General features: G+C 61.8%; 19 protein-coding genes. 8 read left to right on the top strand and 11 right to left on the bottom strand.

Annotation, left to right across the window (positions count from 1 at the left end):
• Window positions 1-11: 11 nt before the first annotated feature.
• Entirely contained in the window at window positions 12-2069 is a 2058-nt protein-coding gene (gene tkt, locus ABF859_RS08760; protein ID WP_415527388.1) for a transketolase, read from the bottom strand.
• 137 nt (window positions 2070-2206) lie between these two features.
• Between tkt and ABF859_RS08765 the strand changes: the two genes are divergently transcribed.
• From ABF859_RS08765 to ABF859_RS08780, 4 genes are all read left to right on the top strand, one after another.
• Window positions 2207-3211 carry an MBL fold metallo-hydrolase gene (locus ABF859_RS08765; RefSeq protein WP_415527464.1) on the top strand — a complete coding sequence of 335 codons (1005 nt, stop codon included), beginning with the start codon at window positions 2207-2209 and terminating at the stop codon, window positions 3209-3211.
• Window positions 3212-3262: 51 nt separating this feature from the next.
• Window positions 3263-3763 (top strand): ankyrin repeat domain-containing protein, encoded by a 501-nt coding sequence (locus tag ABF859_RS08770; protein WP_415527389.1) that lies wholly within the window; start codon window positions 3263-3265, stop codon window positions 3761-3763.
• Window positions 3760-4827, top strand: a complete 1068-nt coding sequence (gene hisC, locus ABF859_RS08775; protein ID WP_415527390.1) for a histidinol-phosphate transaminase — start codon at window positions 3760-3762, stop codon at window positions 4825-4827. Before ABF859_RS08770 ends, hisC begins: the two co-directional genes overlap by 4 nt.
• Before the next feature lie 139 nt (window positions 4828-4966).
• On the top strand, window positions 4967-5242 hold the full coding sequence (locus ABF859_RS08780) for a hypothetical protein (protein ID WP_024716948.1): 276 nt from the start codon (window positions 4967-4969) through the stop codon (window positions 5240-5242).
• A 52-nt stretch (window positions 5243-5294) separates the two neighbouring features.
• On the opposite strand, the gene ABF859_RS08785 is transcribed toward ABF859_RS08780, so the two are convergent.
• The gene (locus ABF859_RS08785) at window positions 5295-6143 is read right to left on the bottom strand and encodes a glycosyltransferase family 2 protein (protein WP_415527391.1); all 849 of its coding nucleotides are present in this window, start codon (window positions 6141-6143) and stop codon (window positions 5295-5297) included.
• A gap of 48 nt (window positions 6144-6191) precedes the next feature.
• On the opposite strand from ABF859_RS08785, the gene ABF859_RS08790 reads away from it, so the two are divergent.
• The 3 genes from ABF859_RS08790 (at window position 6192) to ABF859_RS08800 (ending at window position 8529) form a co-directional block, all read left to right on the top strand.
• Window positions 6192-7475, top strand: coding sequence for an aminopeptidase (locus ABF859_RS08790; protein WP_415527392.1), 1284 nt, complete (start codon window positions 6192-6194; stop codon window positions 7473-7475).
• Window positions 7472-8029: a hypothetical protein gene (locus ABF859_RS08795; protein WP_415527393.1), complete on the top strand. Its 558-nt coding sequence runs from the start codon at window positions 7472-7474 to the stop codon at window positions 8027-8029. The genes ABF859_RS08790 and ABF859_RS08795 overlap by 4 nt, the downstream gene beginning before the upstream one ends.
• A gap of 68 nt (window positions 8030-8097) precedes the next feature.
• Window positions 8098-8529, top strand: a complete 432-nt coding sequence (locus ABF859_RS08800; RefSeq protein ID WP_415527394.1) for a hypothetical protein — start codon at window positions 8098-8100, stop codon at window positions 8527-8529.
• Here ABF859_RS08800 and fliJ read toward each other — a convergent pair.
• Together fliJ and fliI are read right to left on the bottom strand one after the other, a co-directional pair.
• On the bottom strand, window positions 8511-8936 hold the full coding sequence (gene fliJ, locus ABF859_RS08805; protein ID WP_415527395.1) for a flagellar export protein FliJ: 426 nt from the start codon (window positions 8934-8936) through the stop codon (window positions 8511-8513). The two genes, ABF859_RS08800 and fliJ, sit on opposite strands and share 19 nt — an antisense overlap.
• A 13-nt stretch (window positions 8937-8949) precedes the next feature.
• Window positions 8950-10308, bottom strand: coding sequence for a flagellar protein export ATPase FliI (fliI, locus tag ABF859_RS08810; RefSeq protein WP_415527396.1), 1359 nt, complete (start codon window positions 10306-10308; stop codon window positions 8950-8952).
• Window positions 10309-10498: 190 nt separating this feature from the next.
• Between fliI and ABF859_RS08815 the strand changes: the two genes are divergently transcribed.
• Window positions 10499-11242: a response regulator transcription factor gene (locus tag ABF859_RS08815; RefSeq protein WP_415527397.1), complete on the top strand. Its 744-nt coding sequence runs from the start codon at window positions 10499-10501 to the stop codon at window positions 11240-11242.
• Between the two features lie 41 nt (window positions 11243-11283).
• Here ABF859_RS08815 and glmM read toward each other — a convergent pair whose 3' ends face one another.
• From glmM to tolB, 7 genes are all read right to left on the bottom strand, one after another.
• On the bottom strand, window positions 11284-12642 hold the full coding sequence (gene glmM / locus ABF859_RS08820; RefSeq protein ID WP_415527398.1) for a phosphoglucosamine mutase: 1359 nt from the start codon (window positions 12640-12642) through the stop codon (window positions 11284-11286).
• Between the two features lie 96 nt (window positions 12643-12738).
• Entirely contained in the window at window positions 12739-14643 is a 1905-nt protein-coding gene (gene ftsH, locus ABF859_RS08825) for an ATP-dependent zinc metalloprotease FtsH (protein ID WP_415527399.1), read from the bottom strand.
• 171 nt (window positions 14644-14814) lie between these two features.
• Window positions 14815-16062, bottom strand: coding sequence for a tRNA lysidine(34) synthetase TilS (gene tilS, locus ABF859_RS08830; RefSeq protein WP_415527400.1), 1248 nt, complete (start codon window positions 16060-16062; stop codon window positions 14815-14817).
• Window positions 16059-16925, bottom strand: coding sequence for a tetratricopeptide repeat protein (locus ABF859_RS08835; RefSeq protein WP_415527401.1), 867 nt, complete (start codon window positions 16923-16925; stop codon window positions 16059-16061). The genes tilS and ABF859_RS08835 overlap by 4 nt, the downstream gene beginning before the upstream one ends.
• A gap of 143 nt (window positions 16926-17068) precedes the next feature.
• Window positions 17069-17548, bottom strand: coding sequence for a peptidoglycan-associated lipoprotein Pal (gene pal / locus ABF859_RS08840; RefSeq protein ID WP_062497498.1), 480 nt, complete (start codon window positions 17546-17548; stop codon window positions 17069-17071).
• Between the two features lie 286 nt (window positions 17549-17834).
• Window positions 17835-19346: a glycoside hydrolase family 32 protein gene (locus ABF859_RS08845; RefSeq protein ID WP_415527402.1), complete on the bottom strand. Its 1512-nt coding sequence runs from the start codon at window positions 19344-19346 to the stop codon at window positions 17835-17837.
• Window positions 19347-19451: 105 nt separating this feature from the next.
• Window positions 19452-20813, bottom strand: a complete 1362-nt coding sequence (tolB, locus tag ABF859_RS08850) for a Tol-Pal system beta propeller repeat protein TolB (RefSeq protein WP_415527403.1) — start codon at window positions 20811-20813, stop codon at window positions 19452-19454.
• Between the last annotated feature and the right edge of the window lie 16 nt (window positions 20814-20829).

Raw genomic sequence — 20829 nt, forward strand, 5'->3', positions numbered from 1 at the left:
GGATCTCTCCCTTACTTGCCGCGCAGGGCCTGACGCTTCGCCGCGTCAAAGACCGCCTCAGGCGTGAAACCGAATTTCGTGAGCAGTGCGGAGGCCGGAGCCGAGGCACCAAACGTGTTCATGGCAATGATCGCACCACCGATGCCGACATACCGGTCCCAGCCGAAGGCCGCGGCCTGCTCGACCGCAACGCGACCGATGACGTCCGGCGGCAGCACGGAATCGCGGTATTCCTGGCTCTGCTCTTCAAAGAGATCGAAGCTCGGCATGGAGACCACGCGCGCCTGGATGCCTTCTTCCGTCAGCTTCTCATAAGCCGCCACCACGAGACCGACTTCCGAACCCGAGGCGATCAGGATCACGTCCGGCTTGCCCTCACAGCTCGCCAGCACATAGCCCCCCTTCGCCAGACCGGCGGCGGAAGCGTATTTCGTGCGGTCGATCGTCGGCAGGTTCTGACGGCTCAGAGCCAGCACGGCCGGCTTGTGCGTCATCGGGATCAGCGTGCGCCAGGCTTCGGCCACTTCGTTGGCGTCGGACGGACGGATCGTCATGATGCCCGGCGTAGCACGGAGCTGGGCAAGCTGCTCGATCGGCTGATGCGTCGGACCGTCTTCGCCCACACCGATGGAATCATGCGTGAAGATGTACAGGACCGGCAGTTCCATGATGGCCGACAGACGGATCGGCGCCTTCATGTAATCGGAGAAGATCAGGAAGCCCGAACCATAGGCGCGGATACCCGACAGCGCGATGCCATTACAGATGGAGCCCATCGCATGTTCGCGCACACCGAAATGGAGGTTCCGGCCGCCATAGCTGCCGTTCCATTTTTCCGGCTGGAAGGAGCCACCGCCCTTGATATCCGTCTTGGTGGACGGCGTCAGGTCAGCGGAACCACCGATCATCCAGGGCAGGTTCTTCGCAACCGCGTTCAGCACCTGACCGGAGCTTGCACGCGAAGCAATGCCCTTTGCATCCGCATCGAAAGTCGGGATATCCTTGTCCCAGCCTTCCGGCAGACGATGCTCGAGGATGCAGTCGATTTCAGCCGCAAGTTCCGGATGCGCCTCGCGATAGGCCGAGAACAGCTCACGCCATTCCGCATGGGCTTCCGCGCCACGCTTGCCGAGACCCTCGGCGAAATGCTCCTTCACGCCTTCCGGCACAAAGAAGTCCGGCGCATCTTCCGGCCAGCCATAGGCCTGCTTCGCGCCCTTGATCTCTTCCGCACCCAGCGGCTCACCATGGGCCGAAGCCGTACCAGCCTTCTTGGGCGCACCATATCCGATGACCGTCTTGAGAACGATCATGCTCGGACGATCCGTCACCGCACGGGCCGCCTTCAGCGCAGCAAGGATGGCATCGACGTCGTTGCCGTCCGTCAGGGTCTGGACATGCCAGCCATAGGCCTCAAAGCGCTTGCCCACGTTTTCCGTGAAGGCCAGATCCGTCGAGCCCTCGATGGAAATCTGGTTGGAATCATAGATCCAGGTCAGGTTCCCCAGGGCCAGATGACCCGCCGTGGACGCGGCTTCGGACGCCACGCCTTCCATCATGTCGCCGTCACCACAGAACACCGTCACGTGGTAGTCGAACAGCTTGAAGCCCGGACGGTCATAGCGCGCGGACATCCATTTCTGCGCGATCGCCATACCGACGGAGTTGCCACAGCCCTGCCCGAGCGGACCGGTCGTGGTCTCGACACCAGCGGTAAAGCGGTATTCCGGATGCCCCGGCGTTTTGGAGTTCAACTGACGGAACTGCGCCAGATCCTCGGCCGTAAGCGACGGCGCATCGACGACCTTGCCGTCCCTGATATCCTTCACACCCGTCAGGAACAGGGTGGAGTACAGCAGCATGGACGCATGGCCGACCGAAAGGACGAAACGGTCGCGCGCCGGCCAGCACGGATCGGCCGGATCATATTTCAGATCATGCTGCCACACCGCGTACATTGCCGGTGCAAGCGCCATGGCCGTGCCGGGATGGCCGGAATTGGCGCGTTCGACACCTTCCATCGAAAGGGTACGGATCGTATTGATGGCGAGCTGAGGAAGCGTACTCATCGGAATGGGGTCTCCGGCTTGTGACTGACGGGAAGAAACGCAACGATATCTCCCGCACATTCTGCTGCCACGGCATGACGCGAAGTCGCGCCGGACGCAATGGCTGATTGGTAAACCATATTGTGAAACACGCTCTTGTGCTTAATGACAACCTGCCGCATTTCGACGGCCGTCATTACCATAATCCAGAGGCCTGGCGCCCCGACGAAACACGCACGGCCCGCAAGGCGTCCCAGCGGATCGGAAACATCTTCAGATGGCAGATGGGACTGAGGCCCCGATGGCCCGACGCCCTGCCGCTCCAGAAATCCCATCTGCAGGTTACGCCTGAGCCGGGAGAATGCTGTGTCACGTTTGTCGGCCATGCGACCGTTCTGCTCCAGTTCGGCCGCGCAGGCCGCGCGCCCCTGCGGATCATCACCGATCCGGTCTTCTCCGAACGCTGTTCCCCCTTCCGCAGTTTCGGACCCCGTCGCGTAAGGCCGCCCGGCATCACGCTCGACGCCCTGCCCCGCATTGACATCATTCTCGTCTCGCACTGCCACTACGACCATCTGGACCTGCCGAGCCTGCGCGCCCTGGCCGAGCGCGACGATCCGCTCTGCCTGTCGCTGCCCGGCAACCGCCGCCATCTGGAAAAAGCCGACCTGCCCCGCATCGCCGAGCTGGACTGGTGGGAAAGCACGACCGATGACGGCGCACGCATCACGGCTACACCCGCCCTGCACGGCAGCGCCCGCACGCCATTCGACGCCAACCGCGCGCTGTGGGGCGGCTTCATGATCGAAGCGGACGGCCACACGGTATTTTTCGCGGGCGACACGGCCTGGGGAAAGCATTTCGAAGCGATCCATCGCCACTGGCCAGAGATCGACCTCGCCATCCTCCCCATCGGCGCCTACGATCCGCGCGACCTCATGCGACGCGTTCACATGTCCCCCGAAGAGGCGCTCATGGCTTTCGACACCCTGAAGGCCCGGCAGGGGCTGCCGATCCATTTCGGAACCTTCCAGCTTACCGACGAAGCCATTCTGGAGCCTCCGACCCGTCTGGAGTTCGCCGCCCGCCCTGCCGGGCGTCCTTTCCGCGCGCTGGACAACGGTGAAAGCCTCGCCCTTCCACCGGCTGACACAAAAAGCTAACCTCCCCACCAACATACCCCTGCAAGGGGACACCGCCATGTGGAAACCGTCATGAACGCCCAGAACGTCACTTTCACGTCCGACCAGATCACCGCCCTGTTCATCGACGCGGCCCGTGAAGGCGATACCGACCTCCTGACCCAGTTTCTGGACGCCGGCATGGCCATCGATACGCCCGACAGTCGCGGCTATACCGCCCTGATCGTCGCCACCTATAACGGTCACGCCGACGCCACGCGCCTGCTGCTGGACCGGGGTGCCGAAACGGAAGCCACCGATCTCAAGGGCGCCACGGCCCTGTCCGGCGTGGCCTTCAAAGGCCTGACCGACATCGCAACACTTCTGCTCGATCATGGCGCGCAGGTGGACCACGCCAATCATGCCGGCCGCACGCCGCTGATGTTCTCAATCATGTTCAACCGCGAGGACATGGCAAAGAAACTTCTGGCCGCCGGAGCCAACCCGGACCTGAAGGACGCCGACGGCGTCTCCGCCCGCGATCTGGCCGAACGCCAGCTCATGACCGCCCTGTTCGCAGGAACACCCGCATGAGCCGCTTCTGGAACCGTCGCGTCCGTAACCTGCACCCCTATGTTCCCGGCGAGCAGCCCAAGGTCACGGATCTGCTCAAGCTCAACACGAACGAGTCCCCTTACGGCCCAAGCCCGAAAGTGCTCGAGGCCATCCGCAGTGCCGCGTCCGACGACCTGCGTCTGTATCCGGACCCGACGGCAACGATGCTGCGCGATACCATCGCAACCCGTTTCGGTACGACGGCGGACCGCGTCTTCGTGGGCAACGGCTCCGATGAAGTGCTGGCCCATGCCTTCCGCGCCCTCTTTCACGATGACGCGCCGGTCCTGTTCTCGGATGTGACCTACGGCTTCTACCCGGTCTATTGCGACCTGTTCGAACAGCCGTTCCGCCACATCCCGCTCAATGACGATTTCGCGATCGACATCGACGCCTATACCGGCGCGTGCGGCGGCATCATCATCGCCAACCCCAATGCGAACACGGGCATCGCCCTGCCGCTGGAGCAGATCGAGACGCTCCTGAAGCGTCATCCGGACCGGACCGTCATCATCGACGAGGCCTATGTCGATTTCGGGGCGCAGTCCGCCATTGAACTGACACACCGGTATGACAATCTTCTGGTGGTCCAGACGCTGTCCAAGTCCTATGCCCTGGCGGGGCTGCGTGTGGGTTTTGCGATTGGCTCCCCGGAGCTGATCGAGGGTCTCATCCGCGTCAAGGACAGCTTCAATTCCTACCCCCTTTCCCGCCCGGCACAGGCCGGAGCCGTTGCCGCGATCCGGGATACCGACTGGCTTGCGGACATCACGGCGCGCGTCATCGCCAGTCGTGACCGGCTGGTTCCGGAGCTTGAAAATCTTGGCTTCCAAGTCCTGCCATCCTGTGCCAACTTTATTCTCGTGCACCACACGGCGCACAGGGCCGGAGACATCGCCGCCGCACTGCGTGAGCGGGCGATCCTGGTCCGGCATCTCTCAACCCCGCGCATCCAGGACTGGCTGCGCATCTCGATCGGAACGGACGAAGCCTGCATACGCCTGACAGACGCTTTGCGGGACATCCTCTCTCCCCGATCCTGAATTAACCGGACGGTAATACTCCGTCCCCCATAATCATGAGCCAGACAGGGCCAGCCGGGCACGCTTTCGTGTGCCCCATCCCGCCATCCTCCGGATGGGCGGGAGGCCTGTGAATGTTTCATGCGGAAAGACAGAACACATGCGTGCATTCCAGGGACAGATGTCCGACAACCAGCCTATTCGCCGCAATCAGGCCGAAAAGGAAAAACAGCTCCGGGATCTCAAGGAAACGATCGCTTCCATGAAATCCCACACCTCTCCGACGCTGAAGGAGAGCATCCAGCGCCGCATCCGCGAACTGGAGGTCGAACTGCGCACCATTGCGCGTGAAAAAGCGGCCAAGGCTGCCAACCCGGACGCCCAATCCGACCGCCAGCGCCGGCCGCCGCGTCGCAACACGATCCGCTCCATGTAATGGCATGCAAAACGGCCGGTGCAGAGACTCCCTCCGCACCGGCCGTTTTGCATCAGGCGTCCTGAACGGCTGCTTTCCGGCCCGCTTCAGCCCAGGCGGGCCCCATCAGCCGCAGCCGTGCCGGATGAAGCCCATCCGTCTCGGTCAGAACATAATACGCCGTATATTGCCCGGTCGGACTGCCCGGCCTGTCCTTCAGCATCCTGAAAACATTCCGGTCCGCCGTCATTTGCGTCCCGTCTCCGGCCAGAGGCTGGTTCCACATCTCCAGAGCTTCCGGCACCCGTGTACGGTCGATCATCAGGCAGTTCGGATCCACGAAGCCACCATAGCTTTCCCGGAAAATCCCGCCGCCGATCCCGACCGACTCCCACTGGTCCTCGCAGATGGGCTTCAGCGTCTGCGGATGCACGAACCACCGCCCAGCCCAGGCCCAGTCCTGCCCTTCGATCGCCGTCAGCAGCGACGAAAGATGATCGGGAGCCCACCAGTTGTCGTCATCGAGATAGGCGATCCGCGGCGCATTTGAGAGCTGGCTGAGCACACTGCGCAACACGCCCCCATCCTTTGCACGGCCAAACCCGCCATGCCTCTGGGACGTGGAATAGCCAGGCCACAGGATTTCGACGGCCCAGCCCGCTGGTCGCCCCTCGACAGCACGCCGCACCAGTTCATCCGCGCCATCACCCGGAGCGCAGTCCAGACCGATCATGATCTGGACCCGCAACCCGCCCTTCTGATCGAATATGGACTGAAGCGCCCGGACGATGGTGGGGCGCAACAGGCTCGGCATGACGACCGCAACGTCGAATGGTCGCTGGTCTGGCTCGCCGGGATCGGCGAAAATGTGAAGTCCGGGTTCCATGTCGCGGACGATACTGCGCGCCCGTGAACCTGTCACCTCACGTCCCGTGGTGCTCTCTTGCACTTCGCCGCCGCAGGGCACACCATGCCGGACAGAATGATCACTGCGAAAGAGTCCAACGTGTCCGCTCCTTCCACCTTTTCGCACGACCAGTTGCTCGACCGTCTGGGCGAAGTGGCCGTCCGCGTTGGCCTGAACATTGCGCCGGGCCAGCAGCTTCTCATCACCGCCCCTCTGGCCGCCGTCCCACTGGTCCGCCGCGTGACGGAACATGCCTACAAGGCTGGCGCCTCTCTGGTGACGACGCTGTACGCGGATGACGAGACCACGCTGGCCCGTTTCATCCACGCTCCGGACGACGCGTTCGACGTCGCGCCCACATGGCTGGCCGACGGCATGGCGCGCGCCTTCCGCGAAGGGGCAGCCCGCATGGCCATCACGGGCGCCAATCCGACCCTTCTCAAAGGACAGGACCCGGAGCGTATTTCGCGTGCCAACCGCGCGAACTCCAAGGCCAATCGCCCGGCGATGGAAATCATCACGCAGTTCGCCGTGAACTGGAACATCATCGCCTGCGCCACCCCGGCCTGGGCCGCACAGGTCTTCCCCGACCTGCCCCCCGAAGACGCACTCGCCGCATTATGGGACGGGATCTTCAAAGCCTCGCGCGTGGATGTCGCCGATCCCGTCGCCGAATGGAAAGCCCATAACGCCCGCCTGCACGCCCGGGCGAAGTTCATGAACGACAGCCGGTTTGAGGCCCTGCATTTCAGCGGCCCAGGCACTGATCTGACGGTTGGCCTCGCAGATGGCCATCTCTGGGCGGGCGGCTCGGAAAAATCGGGCAATGGCGTTATCTGCAACCCGAACATCCCGACGGAAGAAATCTTCACGACGCCCCATCGCAGCAAGGTCGACGGACGTGTCAGCAGCACCAAGCCGCTCTTCCATCAGGGCACCCTGATCGACAACATCTCGGTCCGCTTTGAAAACGGGCGGATCGTCGAAGCGTCCGCAAGCCAGGGTGAGGACGTTCTCAAGCGTATCCTCAGCACCGATGAAGGCGCGGCCCGGATTGGTGAAGTGGCCCTCGTGCCTCACTCCTCGCCCATCTCGGCCAGCAAAATCCTGTATCGGAACACGCTGTTCGATGAAAATGCGTCCAGCCACATCGCCCTCGGACAGGCCTATACGAAATGCATGGTCGATATCGAAGGGCTGACGCCCGAAGAGCTGCTGGAACGAGGGGTCAATGATTCCCTCATCCACATTGACTGGATGATCGGTTCGGACAGGATCGACCTTGACGGTCTCAAGAATGGCAACCGCGTGCCACTGATGCGCGCTGGCGAATGGGTGCAGGCATGATATTTTCCCGCATGACAGGGCTGACAGCCCTTCTCGTTTCAGTCGCAGTGCTGCCGCTCACGGCACAGGCCCAGTCCTACCCGCCACAGGGCTATCAGGGCGGCACCACAAGCCAGACCCAGATCGACGGGAGCGCGCCGCTTCAGGGCGCTCCCAGCCAACAGGCCCCGCAGGTCTCGCCACAGGTCCGCGCCGATACGGAACGTGCCATGCACTATCCGCTGCCGCCCGATTTCATGACCCGGGCCGCTGCGACGATCGCCGAACTCCAGGCCCGGAACATCCAGCCGCCCAACTCCCATGGAACGGGACTGGGCGATACGATCAGCCGGATCAGTCAGGTTCCGGGGCTGGCCCCCGTCCTGCAAAACCACGGCTTCACGCCCGAGAGTTTTGTCATGGGCATGACCACATTCGGCATGACCCTGGCAGCCAGCAATGGCCAGCTCCCAACGGGAATGCCCAGCCCCAATCCGGCTAACGTCGCCCTGTTCAAGGCCCAGCCCGAGCAGGTCTCGGCTCTGATGCAGGCCATGGGCAACCCGCCGCATTAAACACGGAAGAGTGGCCGGGCCTTCTCCCCAAGGATCCGGCTATTTCCCTTCTCAAGTCAAAGATCAGAATGTCCATCAAACTCGATCCCGCGATTCTTCCGGCCCTGGATATTGTGGGCATGGCCCAGTCAGGCGCTCTCCTGCGCGCCGAACGCGAAACCCCACCGGACGGCATCCCCGTCTTCGTGACCCGTACCGGCTGGGAAGAACTGACCGCGACCCATGCTGCCGATCATGCCACCCCCCATACGGTGCTGCTCCCTGCGCTTGAAAAAGCCGCCGCGCGTATTCTCTCCCATGCGGCCGAGACAGCCTCCCGCAGCGGCGAAATGACGCCGGTCCTCACCCTGCAAAGCGACCTTTTTCCCAGCGACCCGGATCTCGTCCTGGCCTTTGTCCGTGACAGCACACATCCGGTTGCCTGCGCCCTGATCGGGACGGCGGCCCAGATCGAGACGGCACTTCGCGGACACGGATCCTCTCAGGTCCTGCCGAACTGACGGACGGCAAGCTCATCCAGAACATTCTGTTCCTTTCTGAGTCCTTCCAGCCGCTCCTCTTCTTTCCGCTCTTCCCGAAGTGTCCTGACGGCTTCCATGGCTGCCCGGGCCGCGATCAGGGCCGAACGCACGGTCTCGCGATCCAGGGCCGCTTCACGACAGCGCGCCTGTGCTTCCACAACCGCCTGTCGCCCTGAAGGAAGCCATCGGCTGAAAGCTTCAACAGCACCATCTCCCGCCGTGGGGCTGGATGCGAGCCTCTGCTCGCTCAAAATCTCTTCCTGAGCCGCGTTCAGTCTTTCTTCCGCAGCCGTCTCACGTGCCACAGCATCCGCGAAACGGCGCTCTACAAGATCAAGCTCCTGTTCCCGCAGGGCAATCAGTGTCTCAAGGGGTGAGCGTTCCATCGTGATATGTCCTTCATGCCGCATTCAGAGGGGCCGTTTGAGGAATCGTCTGCATAATCTGGGCCAATTGCTCAAAAGCCTCCGCCCGCGTGGAGCGCTCGTCCCGCCCCTGGGACAGGAACTGGTTCAGCTTCGGCATCAGCGCAATGGCCTCATCCACTTCACGATCCGTACCGGGCTTGTAGGCGCCGAGCCGGATCATGTCGGCCATGCGCTGGTAGGTCGCCATGGCCGCGCGCGCCCGTTGTGTGAGAGCGTTTTCTTCCGGTGAATTACATCGTGGGACGGCACGCGACAGGGAGCGCAGAACATCAATAGCGGGATAACGCCCCTGCTCGCCAATCCTGCGATCCAGAATGATGTGTCCGTCCAGAATACCTCGCACGGCATCCGCAACAGGTTCGTTCTGGTCATCCCCCTCCACCAGCACCGTAAAGAGCGCCGTGATCATCCCCTGATCGGGATAACCTGGCCCTGCCCGCTCCAGAAGACGGGGCAGTTCGGCGAACACCGAAGGAGGATAGCCACGCGTCGCAGGAGGCTCGCCCGCAGACAGGCCGATTTCACGCAGCGCCATACAAAAACGCGTCACACTGTCCATCAGCAGCAGAACGGACTTGCCCCTGTCCCGGAAATATTCCGCTATCGCCATGGCGGACAGGGCGGCTTCGCGCCGCATCAGCGGAGGGGAATCCGACGTTGCGATCACAAGCACACTGCGGGCCAGCCCTTCCGGCCCGAGATCATCCTCGATGAACTCGCGGACTTCGCGTCCCCGCTCGCCCACAAGCGAGATCACGGCAACATCACAATCCGCGCCCCGGGCCAGCATGGATAGCAATGTCGATTTTCCTACGCCAGATCCCGCAAAAAGCCCGAGCCTCTGTCCACGACGACAGGTCGTGAAAGTGTCCAGGGCACGGACGCCCAGATCAATACGCTCACCAAGACGCGCCCGGCTGGCCGCATTGGGCGGAGGACACTGGACCGGCTGCCGTTCGAACGAAGGCAGCAGAGGCCCCTTCCCATCAATCGGTTGCCCCAGCGGATCCACAACCCGGCCCAGCCAGTTTTCGCTGACGCCGAGCCCCCCGTCATGGCGGTTGAGGGAAATCCGGGCCTCACAGCCCGGGCCAATCCCTTCGAGGGGGGCGAAAGACATAAGCCGTGCAACGTCACCCTGAAACCCGACAACCTCCGATTGTACGACCCTGCCATCTCGCGACGTGACGGCGACTCGGTCCCCAATCGTAATGAATCCGTCGAGACCGATGACGGTCATGCAGAGACCGACAACATCTTTCACACTTCCCACAACCCAGTCGCAGGTAAGATTCGAAAGCGCTTCAAGCAGTCTGTCGTAATCGCTCATAATGGCAGTTTCTGACCGTTTTCCGCGGTTTGTTCCGATCTTTGGATCCTACAACCTTCTCGTTAAGAGAACCCTAATGTTCCCCCCTGACGAGAAAAATAATGACATTTTTACGATTTTTGATCCATGTCTATCGACACACACAACCTTGGGTAGTAACCATTACTTCACCAAGCCGGGAGTTGAGAACATGCGTATTCTTCTTGTCGATAGCGATCAGTCTGCCGCCGCCGCCCTGTCCCAGACCCTGCGTACCGCGTCCTTTACCGTGGATCATACGCCGTCCGGGGAAGAAGCCATCGAGATGCTTCGTCATTACGATTATGACGTGGTGGTGCTCGAACTGATGCTGAACGATCTTGAAGGATATGAGGTTATCCGGCGTGTCCGGACGGCCCGCATCACGACCCCCATTCTGGTCCTGTCCGCCCTGCTACGGCCCCAGGCCAAGATCCGGGCCTTCTCCATGGGCGCGGATGACTACATGACGAAACCCTATGATGCGGGCGAACTGGTCGCCCGTCTGCAGGCCGTCATGCGGCGCTCCCGTGGCTTTGCCGAGCCGAAGCTGCGGGTCGGAAATCTGGAACTGGACCTGAACGGCAAGAACGTCACCGTCGATGGCGCGCCGCTGCACCTGACGGGCAAGGAATATGCCATTCTGGAACTGCTGGTGATCCGCAAGGGATCCGTCCTGACCAAGGACGCCTTCCTCAACCATCTGTATGGTGGGATTGATGAGCCGGAAATGAAGATCATTGACGTCTTCATCTGCAAGCTGCGCCGCAAGCTGCAGAATGTCGGCGCAGGAAACCTGATCGCGACGGTCTGGGGACGCGGCTACATCCTGCGTGAAGACGACGCCGCTGATTCAGTTCCCGTCATGGACGCCGCCCCCGAAGAGAGCGCACAGGCCATCGCCGCCACAGCCTGACCCCAGCAAGGCTCCCGCCTTTTTCTGTTCTCTGATCAGGCTCAGACGTGCGCAATCGCGCGAATGACATCGCAGACATGATCTACAACCTCATGCACCAGCGCCTCATCCTGCGCCTCCACCATGACACGGATCAGCGGTTCCGTGCCACTGGCACGCAGGACAAGACGGCCACTCCCGGCCAGCCGCTCATCCGCCCAGGCCTTGGCCGCGGCAAGATCAGGGCTGCTCATCGGGCTCGTTCCTGAATAACGGACATTTTTCAGAAGCTGCGGATAGGGCGTGAAGAAACGGCAGATCTCGCTGGCCGGCCGCTTGGTTTCAACAGAAACAGCCAGAACCTGTAAGGCAGCGATCAGCCCATCCCCCGTCGTGGCATAATCGGACAGGACCATGTGCCCGGACTGCTCGCCTCCAAGATTGGCCCCGATTTCCCGCATCCGTTCCACGACATAACGGTCACCAACCGCTGTCCGCTGGAGTTCAAGGCCATTCTCGGCCAGAGCCTTTTCCAGCCCCATGTTGGACATGACGGTCGTCACCACCGTATTGCCGCGCAACCGGCCATGCTGCTTCCAGAAAGCCGCAATCAGCCCGATGATCTGGTCTCCATCGACAAGATCACCATTTTCGTCTGCAATCAGCACACGGTCCGCATCACCATCCAGCGCAATGCCGAAATCCGCGCCATGTTCCCTCACTGCCGCACACAGGGTCTCAGGATGCGTTGATCCCACACCGTCATTGATGTTCAGACCATCCGGCGCACAGCCAATCTTGATGACTTCCGCACCCAGTTCCCACAACGCGGTAGGCGCCACACGGTAAGCCGAGCCATTGGCGCAGTCGATGACGATTTTCAGGCCGTCCAGACGCAGGCCGCGCGGAAAAGAGGCCTTTGCATTTTCAATGTAACGACCGGCCGCATCCGTCAGACGCGAAGCGCGGCCAATCTGCGCCGGAGAGGCCAGACGACCGGACAGGTCCTGCCCCATCAGGTCTTCGATTTCGCCCTCAACTTCATCGGAAAGCTTGAAGCCGTCAGGTCCGAACAGCTTGATGCCATTATCCGTGAAGGGATTGTGAGAGGCCGAGACCATCACACCCAGATCGGCCCGCAGGGATCGCGTCAGCATGGCGATGGCAGGCGTCGGAAGCGGCCCGACCAGAATGACGTCCATCCCCGCAGACAGGAACCCCGCAACCAGCGCACATTCCAGCATATACCCCGAAAGACGCGTGTCCTTGCCCAGCACGACGCTGTGGCGGCGGTTCTGGCTGCGCATGAAATACAGGCCGGCCGCCTGCCCCAGTCTCTGTGCGATTTCAACCGTCATAGGCGCGGTGTTGGCCGTTCCCCGGATGCCATCAGTACCGAACAGAGACCTTTTGGTGGCCATAATGAAGAATCCTGCCTGTCTGCCAGAAATGAAAAAGGCGCGGCACCGAGGAGTGTCTCCTCAATGACGCGCCCGTTGGTGCGATTGGCTGCCTGATTAACCCGCCTGAGGCGCCGGATCAAACGCTCCCGGACGCGTGGTCGGGACAGATGCACGACGGTTATCGGGCATCTGTTCATCATCGGACGTCCGCTCGATGGCCTCGCCACGCATGATCCGGCCGACATCGTCACCCGTCAGCGTCTCATATTCCAGAAGCGCTGCGGTCAGGCGGTGCAGTTCGTCGATATGCGTCTGAAGCAGGGTACGAGCCTGCTGGTAGGCCGCATCAATCAGAACCTTGACCTCCTTGTCGATCTCACGCGCGGTTTCTTCCGAAATGTTCTTGTTCTGCGTCACAGAGTGACCAAGGAACACTTCCTGTCCGTTATCGCCGTAGGCAATCATGCCGAGCTTGTCACTCATGCCCCATTCGGTGACCATGCGGCGGGCCAGATCCGTCGCGCTCTTGATGTCGCCGGACGCACCCGCGCTGACTTCTTCCGGTCCGAAGATGATTTCCTCGGCCACACGACCACCCATGGCGATGACCAGACGGGCCAGGCACCACTTGCGGCTGTAGGAAATATTATCCTTCTCCGGCAGGGTCATGACCAGACCCAAAGCGCGGCCACGCGGCACGATCGTCGCCTTGTGGATCGGATCGCTTCCTGGCGTGAAGATCGCGCAGATGGCATGACCGGATTCGTGATAGGCCGTCGAGCGCTTCTCGTCCTCGGTCATGACCATGGAACGGCGCTCCGCCCCCATCATGACCTTGTCCTTGGCTTCCTCGAACTGGGCCATCCCAACGGTCCGGCGCCCCTGACGCGCCGCCATCAGCGCGGCTTCGTTCACCAGATTGGACAGATCCGCACCCGAGAAACCCGGCGTGCCACGCGCGATGACCTTCGGATCCACATCCGAAGACAGCGGGACCTTGCGCATGTGAACACGCAGGATCTTTTCACGACCGGCAACATCGGGGTTCGGCACGACAACCTGACGGTCGAAGCGGCCGGGACGCAGAAGCGCCGGATCCAGAACGTCCGGACGGTTGGTCGCGGCAATCAGGATGACACCCTCATTGCTTTCGAAACCGTCCATCTCGACCAGCATCTGGTTCAGGGTCTGCTCGCGCTCGTCATTGCCACCACCGAGACCGGCGCCACGATGACGACCCACAGCATCGATTTCGTCAATGAAGATGATGCACGGCGCGGACTTCTTGCCCTGCTCGAACATGTCACGCACACGGGATGCACCAACACCGACGAACATTTCCACGAAGTCCGAGCCGGAAATCGTGAAGAACGGCACGTTTGCCTCGCCTGCAATGGCGCGCGCCAGCAGCGTCTTACCGGTACCCGGAGGTCCGACCAGCAGCGCGCCCTTGGGGATCTTGCCGCCCAGACGGGTGAACTTCTGCGGATCACGCAGGAACTCGACGATTTCCTGAAGTTCGGATTTCGCCTCGTCAATGCCGGCAACGTCTTCAAACGTCACACGACCGGTCTTTTCGGTCAGCAGCTTGGCACGGGACTTGCCAAAGCCCATGGCCCGGCCACCGCCGCCCTGCATCTGGCGGAAAACCATGAAGCACAGACCAACCAGGATCAGAATCGGCAGATATGCCCCGACATACCGCAGAATCGGGCTTTCTCCGCTCTCCATCGGCTTGGCCGTCACTTCGACGCCGGCAGATGTCAGACGGGCCGGAAGGCTCGGATCAAGCGGGGCATAGGTATCGAAAGACGTCCCGTTCGTCAGGGTCCCGGAGATATTCTGCTCCTGGATCACGACCGAACGGACCTGATGCTGGTCCACGTCATGGACGAAATCGGAATAGGCGATCTGCTGGGCTGCATGCTGGCCGCCACCGGGCTGGAAGGCTGTCAGCACTGCCATTCCGACCACGATGATGACCACCCAGATCGCGACGTTACGGCCTAAATTGTTCATCTCGCTCTCTGTCGTCCTTCAGACTGTTCCGTCAGATGCAGTCCGGGATCCCCCGTCACAACTGGCCGATCGGTCACATTCTGCGTTGACTTCATAACATAAGCCTCCGCGTCCACGATCCTACCCCATCCCATGCAGGAAAACGCATTTCTTGCGTTTTTGAGGTTCTTTTTACGCCCTGAAATGATTTTCTCCCGTCGCAGGCACACCGGCAGCCCAGACAAAATCAGCTTCTCCAGACATTTCTCCGAGACGGGGCCACAAAATCAGCCGCTCCCCACACCAGACGCCCGGAAGACACCGTGCCGCAGCGGAGGGCACACCCAGTCTGCGAAGATCGAGCGCGTGAACCGCGTCTCCAAGAGACCCGACCAGACTTCCCTGCGGCACATCCCGGTTCAGAAGACGCCAGCGTCCATCCCAGACCACCCCGGCTTCTGCCACAACCGGCGGCTGAACGGCCTTTTCTTCCCGCACCAGCATCACGCCATCGCCAAAGCGCCCCGCAGGCTGCACCAGAACGCCCGACACGGTTCCTCTCCCCTGGGCCATCAACCGCCGCACGCTCTCCCGCGGCGGACGATAAGCACTCCCCGCAACCAGACGGATTAAGGCGGACAGGATCTCTTCGCGAAAGCCGTCCCGTTTCAGAAAGACCCATCCCTCCGGATGCCAGACGGCATGGCGGGCGAGATTTTCCGCAAGCTCCGCCTCAAGGCGCTGACGCTCCTGTCGGGCCCGGTCCTGCAGAACAATGGCTGCGCGTCGCTGGTCAGGCGTCAGATCCTGCCGCCAGCGCACCCGCTCGAAACGGCGGTTGATATTCGACGGATCCTCGATCCAGGGCAGATTTTCCGCTTTCAGCGTCTGACACAGCCGGTCCTTGGACACAGAAAGAAGGGGCCGGACAAGCCTGATCCGCCCCCGCACGGAAACAGGCTGTATCCCGCTCAGCCCCGCAGGCCCGCTCCCACGCAGGCTCCGCATCCACACCGTCTCATCCTGATCGCCGGCATGATGCGCAACCAGAAGATCCAGACACCCTTCCGCAACGCAGGCGTTTTCCAGCGCCTCGAACCGGGCCTGTCGCGCACGCTCCTGCAAACGCCCCTTCGGAAAAGGTGCCAGCGTCAGGAGACGGGCCTTCACTCCCATTTCCGCCAGACGCCCAACCGTCAACTGCGCTTCCACAGCCGATTCAGAACGCAAACAGTGATCCACCACGAACGCCAAAACATTCCTGCGCCAGCGGCGGGCCAGAAACGCAAGCGCCATGGAATCGGCACCCCCCGAGACAGCCAGCCCCAGCGGGGCGACGTCCACATCCGGAGGCCAGGGCCCCAGAGCCGCCATCAGCCCGGAAAACTCCCGTTCTCCGACTGGCAGAACGGGATCAGAACTTACTGGAACCCGCGTCAATGACAGGCAGCACGGCTCCGGAACGTCGTCTCGGCCGTCCTGACGCGCGGGGCCGGCGTCGGAAACTCTGTCTTGAGCTTGTCCAGTGCCTGACAGGCCGATCCCTTGTCGCCGAGCGCCAGCATGGATGCGGCCACTCCCAGAAGGGAGTCCTGAGCCTTCAGGGACTTGGGAGCCTTCGTATAGGCATCGTAATAGGCCACGGCTGACTGGCGATACTGCTTCTGCCCCGCCAGCGACTGGGCCAGAAGGAACTGCGCATCCATCTTGCCGGAAACACTATGCGCCGACTTGATGGCGAAGCGCGCATTGCTTTCCGCATCCGTGTAATTGCCGGATTTGAGGGAGGCATTGCCGACTTTCAGGGCATCCAGAGCCGTTTTCGGCTGCTCCGACGCATCCGGCGACGCGGCGGGAGCCTTGGTCTGCGCTGTCGCCTTGGCAGGGGCCGCGACCGCCGCGCCTGCACCACCCTGCGCGGCGAACTGCATGTCCGAGATCTGCTTGGACACACTGGCCTGATTGTCGCGGACGGAATTGCTGAGCTGATCCAGTTCGCCTCGCATCTGGCGGTTCTGCTCTTCCAGAGCCGAAACACGTTCCAGAAGCTGAGCCGTCAGATTCCCATCTCCTGAAGCCGCCGGAGCCGCCGTAGCACTTGGCGCCCCCAGACCGCCCCCACTGCTCTGAACCTGAGAGAGCTGCTGCCGCAGAGACGCGATCTGGTCCTGTAAGGCGATGGCCTCGCGTGAGGAAATTTCCCCGCTGTCAGGCGCGTCCTGTGCCATGGCCGACACGGCAGGTGACAGAACGGAAAGAGCCGTGCCCAGAAAGACGGCACGCAGGGAACAGGTCAGCACCATAACGGATCTCCTGAGACAAACTCACGGTCACGGGCACGCAGACAGGTCCCGCGTGCAACATGACCCAGTCATAAAACAGAAACGGCCGGGGGATAATCCCCCGGCCGTTTCTCATCTCAGTCCGTAAGGGCCGAAACGCCGGTTCAGCGAACAGACGTGATGGCGTTACGGTTCTGGGCCCAGGACTGCTCGTCATCGCCATCAGCGGTCGGACGGTCCTTGCCGTAGGAGATCGTGGTGATGCGCGAAGCGCTCACGCCCTTGGCGACCAGATAGTCGCGGGCCGCGTTTGCACGACGCTGGCCGAGAGCAATATTGTACTCTTCCGTGCCACGGTCATCGCAGTTGCCAGCAACCTGAATGCTGACCTGCGGGTACTTGGCGAGCCATGCAACCTGCTTGTCCAGCGTTGCGCGGGCTTCTTCGGAAAGCTGGGACTGGTTCAGCTCATAGAAGACGCGATCGCCGACATTGGCGACCAGATCAGCTTCGCTGCCGGGGGTCGGGCCAGCTTCCTGAGCGACGGCGCCTGCGCCGTTGCTGTCACCCTTGTTGGTGTTGCCGTTGGAACAGGCTGCGAGAACAAGCGCCAGACCAAGCGCGCCAAATACCTTGAACTTCATGTGTCTCAATCCTGAGAACGGCCCCACATCTGGAACCGAATGCGGAAAATGCCGCGTTATTCCGGACCACCCTCTCCCAGACCGGAACACTCAGGAATCGGTTTCGATCCTGCGGTGCATCGCCTGAAAAACAATGGCCATAAGCGCCCATACTCATGACTCAAATCATGGGTCAAGTGTCGTGTTAACGCCGGTTAAGCCGGGAAAGTTCGATTCAGATTCGGAACCACAAATTTCGGCATAAATGTCACAGCAATCCCGAGGAATGTGGCAGAATTCTGCCACATTATCGGAACCATTGCGCTTTCACACCTTTGAAACATGCACTGCCTGCGTGGCAGCCCAGCGTTACGGTCGTGGCATGAAGAGGCGGAAAGATCACCTCTGTCATCCTGACGAGTCCGTCACCAGCAAAAACCTCGACCGAACTCCGGTCCACCACAACCCTCAGAGGCACACGCCCGTCCTTCAACGGAAGGGGCGCCACATGCCGTGTTGTAAAGGACCCATCCGGCACCGGAACGCCTGAGCGACTGCGATCCACCACCAGTTCCTGACGACCCGGATCATAGAGAATCTCTGTACCGAACCTGCCGTCTTCAGTCGCAGCAACGGTCAGGACGGCCACATCTTCACCGGGTTCAATAACCAATTCCAGATCAAGAACGGCATTCGCGAAATCCGCGCAGTCCATGACGCCATCAGGAAGCACCCAGGCCGCCCCCGCTTCAGGCCGGATTTCACCTGCCGCAAAGACTTCCTCCGGAGCACCAAGACTGACCGGCCTCTGTCTCATGACAAGCGCGCCATCGGGCTGACGGGCCAGCGACAGATGCGCCGGCAGGGTCATCTGCCCGCGCCAGGGCACCGTGGGCGTATGATTGGCGTAGTTCCAGTTCCCCATCCACCCGATACTGACGGGCGCAGGCGTTCCGGCAAAGCAGACGATCGCATAATTGTCCGGCCCGTAATCCATCCAGCGATACTGCCAGGGATCATCCGTCGCCGAAGGCTGGTGAGAAGGCGTAAAGACCGTGCCGTCAAAGTCACCCACATAATAGAACGTGCCCGATCCGCCTGTCAGGCCCCCGGGATTGACGCTGACGATCATCACCCAGCCGGTACGCCCTGCCTCCCCATCAATGGGCAGACGCACCAGAACCGGCACCTCCCACAGCATGTCCGGCGCATGATAGCCGGGCGGACGGAAGTCGCTCAGAAACTCCCAGTTCAGGAAATTGGTGGAGCGGAAAAGCTTGACCACCTGCTGCTCGGCTTCCACGGCCGTCAGCACCCAGTAGCCGCCCTCCTCGTACCAGCACAGCGCCGGGTCCCGGAAGTTCTGCGAGGCCGGATCGAGTGTCAGAACCGGATTGTGCCCATAGCGTGTCCAGGTCGCTCCGCCATCCAGACTGAAGGCGACCGAAACTGCCTGTGTTCCGTCTTCCTGCTCTCCGGGCATATCCCGGAACACACTGGTATACAGCGCCAGAAGCGGCGGCTTTTCCGACGTTCCCAGTCCACTGCGATTGTCACAGTCATAAATCACCGTGCCGGAATAGATCTGCTCCTGCGGCGTGGACGGCAACGCAACCGGCTGCTCTTCCCAGTGCAGCAGATCGCGGCTGATGGCATGCCCCCAGGAAATATAGCCCATGACGGGCTCAACCGGATTGTGCTGGTAAAAGAGGTGATACACCCCGTCGATCAGGATCGGCCCGTTCGGATCATTCATCCAGTTCCGGGCCGGGGCGTAGTGCAGCAGCGGGCGCCACTGCCGTGTCTCCTGAGAGGACATGGGGAATTCTCCTGTTAAAGCCGTCCTTGCGACGCCCTACAGGAAAAAGGGTTCCCCACCCTTTTGCAAATCCGCGCTCCCGAACCGGAAGCGCGGAGTGTGACTTCAGCCGTTACGCGGGGACCAGGCCGGGTCGGACGCCCCCGTCGAGATCCGGATCGGACGCTCGTTGAAGCCCGTGATGTCGATCGTCCCAATACCAGAAGCAAAACCTGCACCACCTGCACCGGAAGCGCTCTGGCGGCAGAACGCCAGCACACGGCCGTTGGGACAGAACGTGGCCCCATCCACCGTGAAGCCCTGCGTCAGGATGCGCTCACCCGTCCCGTCCGGATTCATCACACCCAGCGAGAAGCCGCCGCTGCCGATCCGGGTAAAGGCGATCAGATCTCCACGCGGGGACCAGACTGGCGAACCATACTGGCCACTGCCATAGGAAATCCGCTTCGCCCCGCCACCGGAAGCGCTCATGATGTAGAGCTGCGGGCTGCCACCACGATCGGAGTTGAATACGATCTGGCTGCCATCCGGGCTGAAGCACGGGCTGGTGTCGATCGCGCCATTGGAATTGGTGATCTGACGCTTCGAACGAGAGGCCAGATCGACCACGAAGATATCCGACCCGCCACCGCGCGTGGCGGACAGAACGACCGATCCGCCCGTCGGCGAGAAGCGCGGGGCAAAGGAAATCCCTGCGAACTCGCCCAGGATCTGCTGACGGCCAGAGGCCAGATCGAACAGATAAACGCGCGGGCGGTTGTTGGCGTAGGACATGAACGCGATCTGATCACGCACCGGGTTGAAACGCGGCGTGAGCGTCAGCCATTCTCCGCCCGTCAGCATACGCTCATTGGCGCCATCCTGATCCATCAGGGCCAGACGCGTGATCTGGTGATGGCGCGGACCAGTCCGGGCAATATAGGCGATGCGGGTGTCGAAATACCCCTTCTCGCCCAGCATGCGCTCATAGATCACGTCGGCAATGATATGCGCGATCCGGCGCCAGTTGCTGTTCGAGGCCGTATAAGCCGTGCCCTGAAGCTGCTGGCCCGAGAGCACGTCCCACAGACGCATCTCGACGCGTACACTGCCCGAACCCACGGCCTGACCGGCGACGGCCGCACGGGCACCCTGTGCCTTCAGTGCGCTGAAATCCGGTGTGGAGCCGGGAGGCACGCTGCCGCCCATGACCTTGAACAGGCCGGTTCCGTTCAGATCGGACGTAATGACGCCAGAAATCTGCTCCCCCAGACCTGCTCCGAAATTCGGGATGACAATGGGGATCGGCTCCTGACGAGCCTGATCAACAGTGATTTCCGCTTCGCCGGGGCCGGAAGCCGCGCCGGACTGTGCAAAAGCGGCCAGAGGCGTCGCCAGAAGACCGCCAGCGGCAGTGGCTCCCAGAACGGAGCGGCGCGAAAACAGCGCGCTCAGGGCCTCGGCTTCGGTATCGGGAATGAAGGACATGAGACTTCCTCGTGGA

It is taken from the genome of Gluconobacter sp. (assembly GCF_047722525.1).
GTDB lineage: Bacteria > Pseudomonadota > Alphaproteobacteria > Acetobacterales > Acetobacteraceae > Gluconobacter.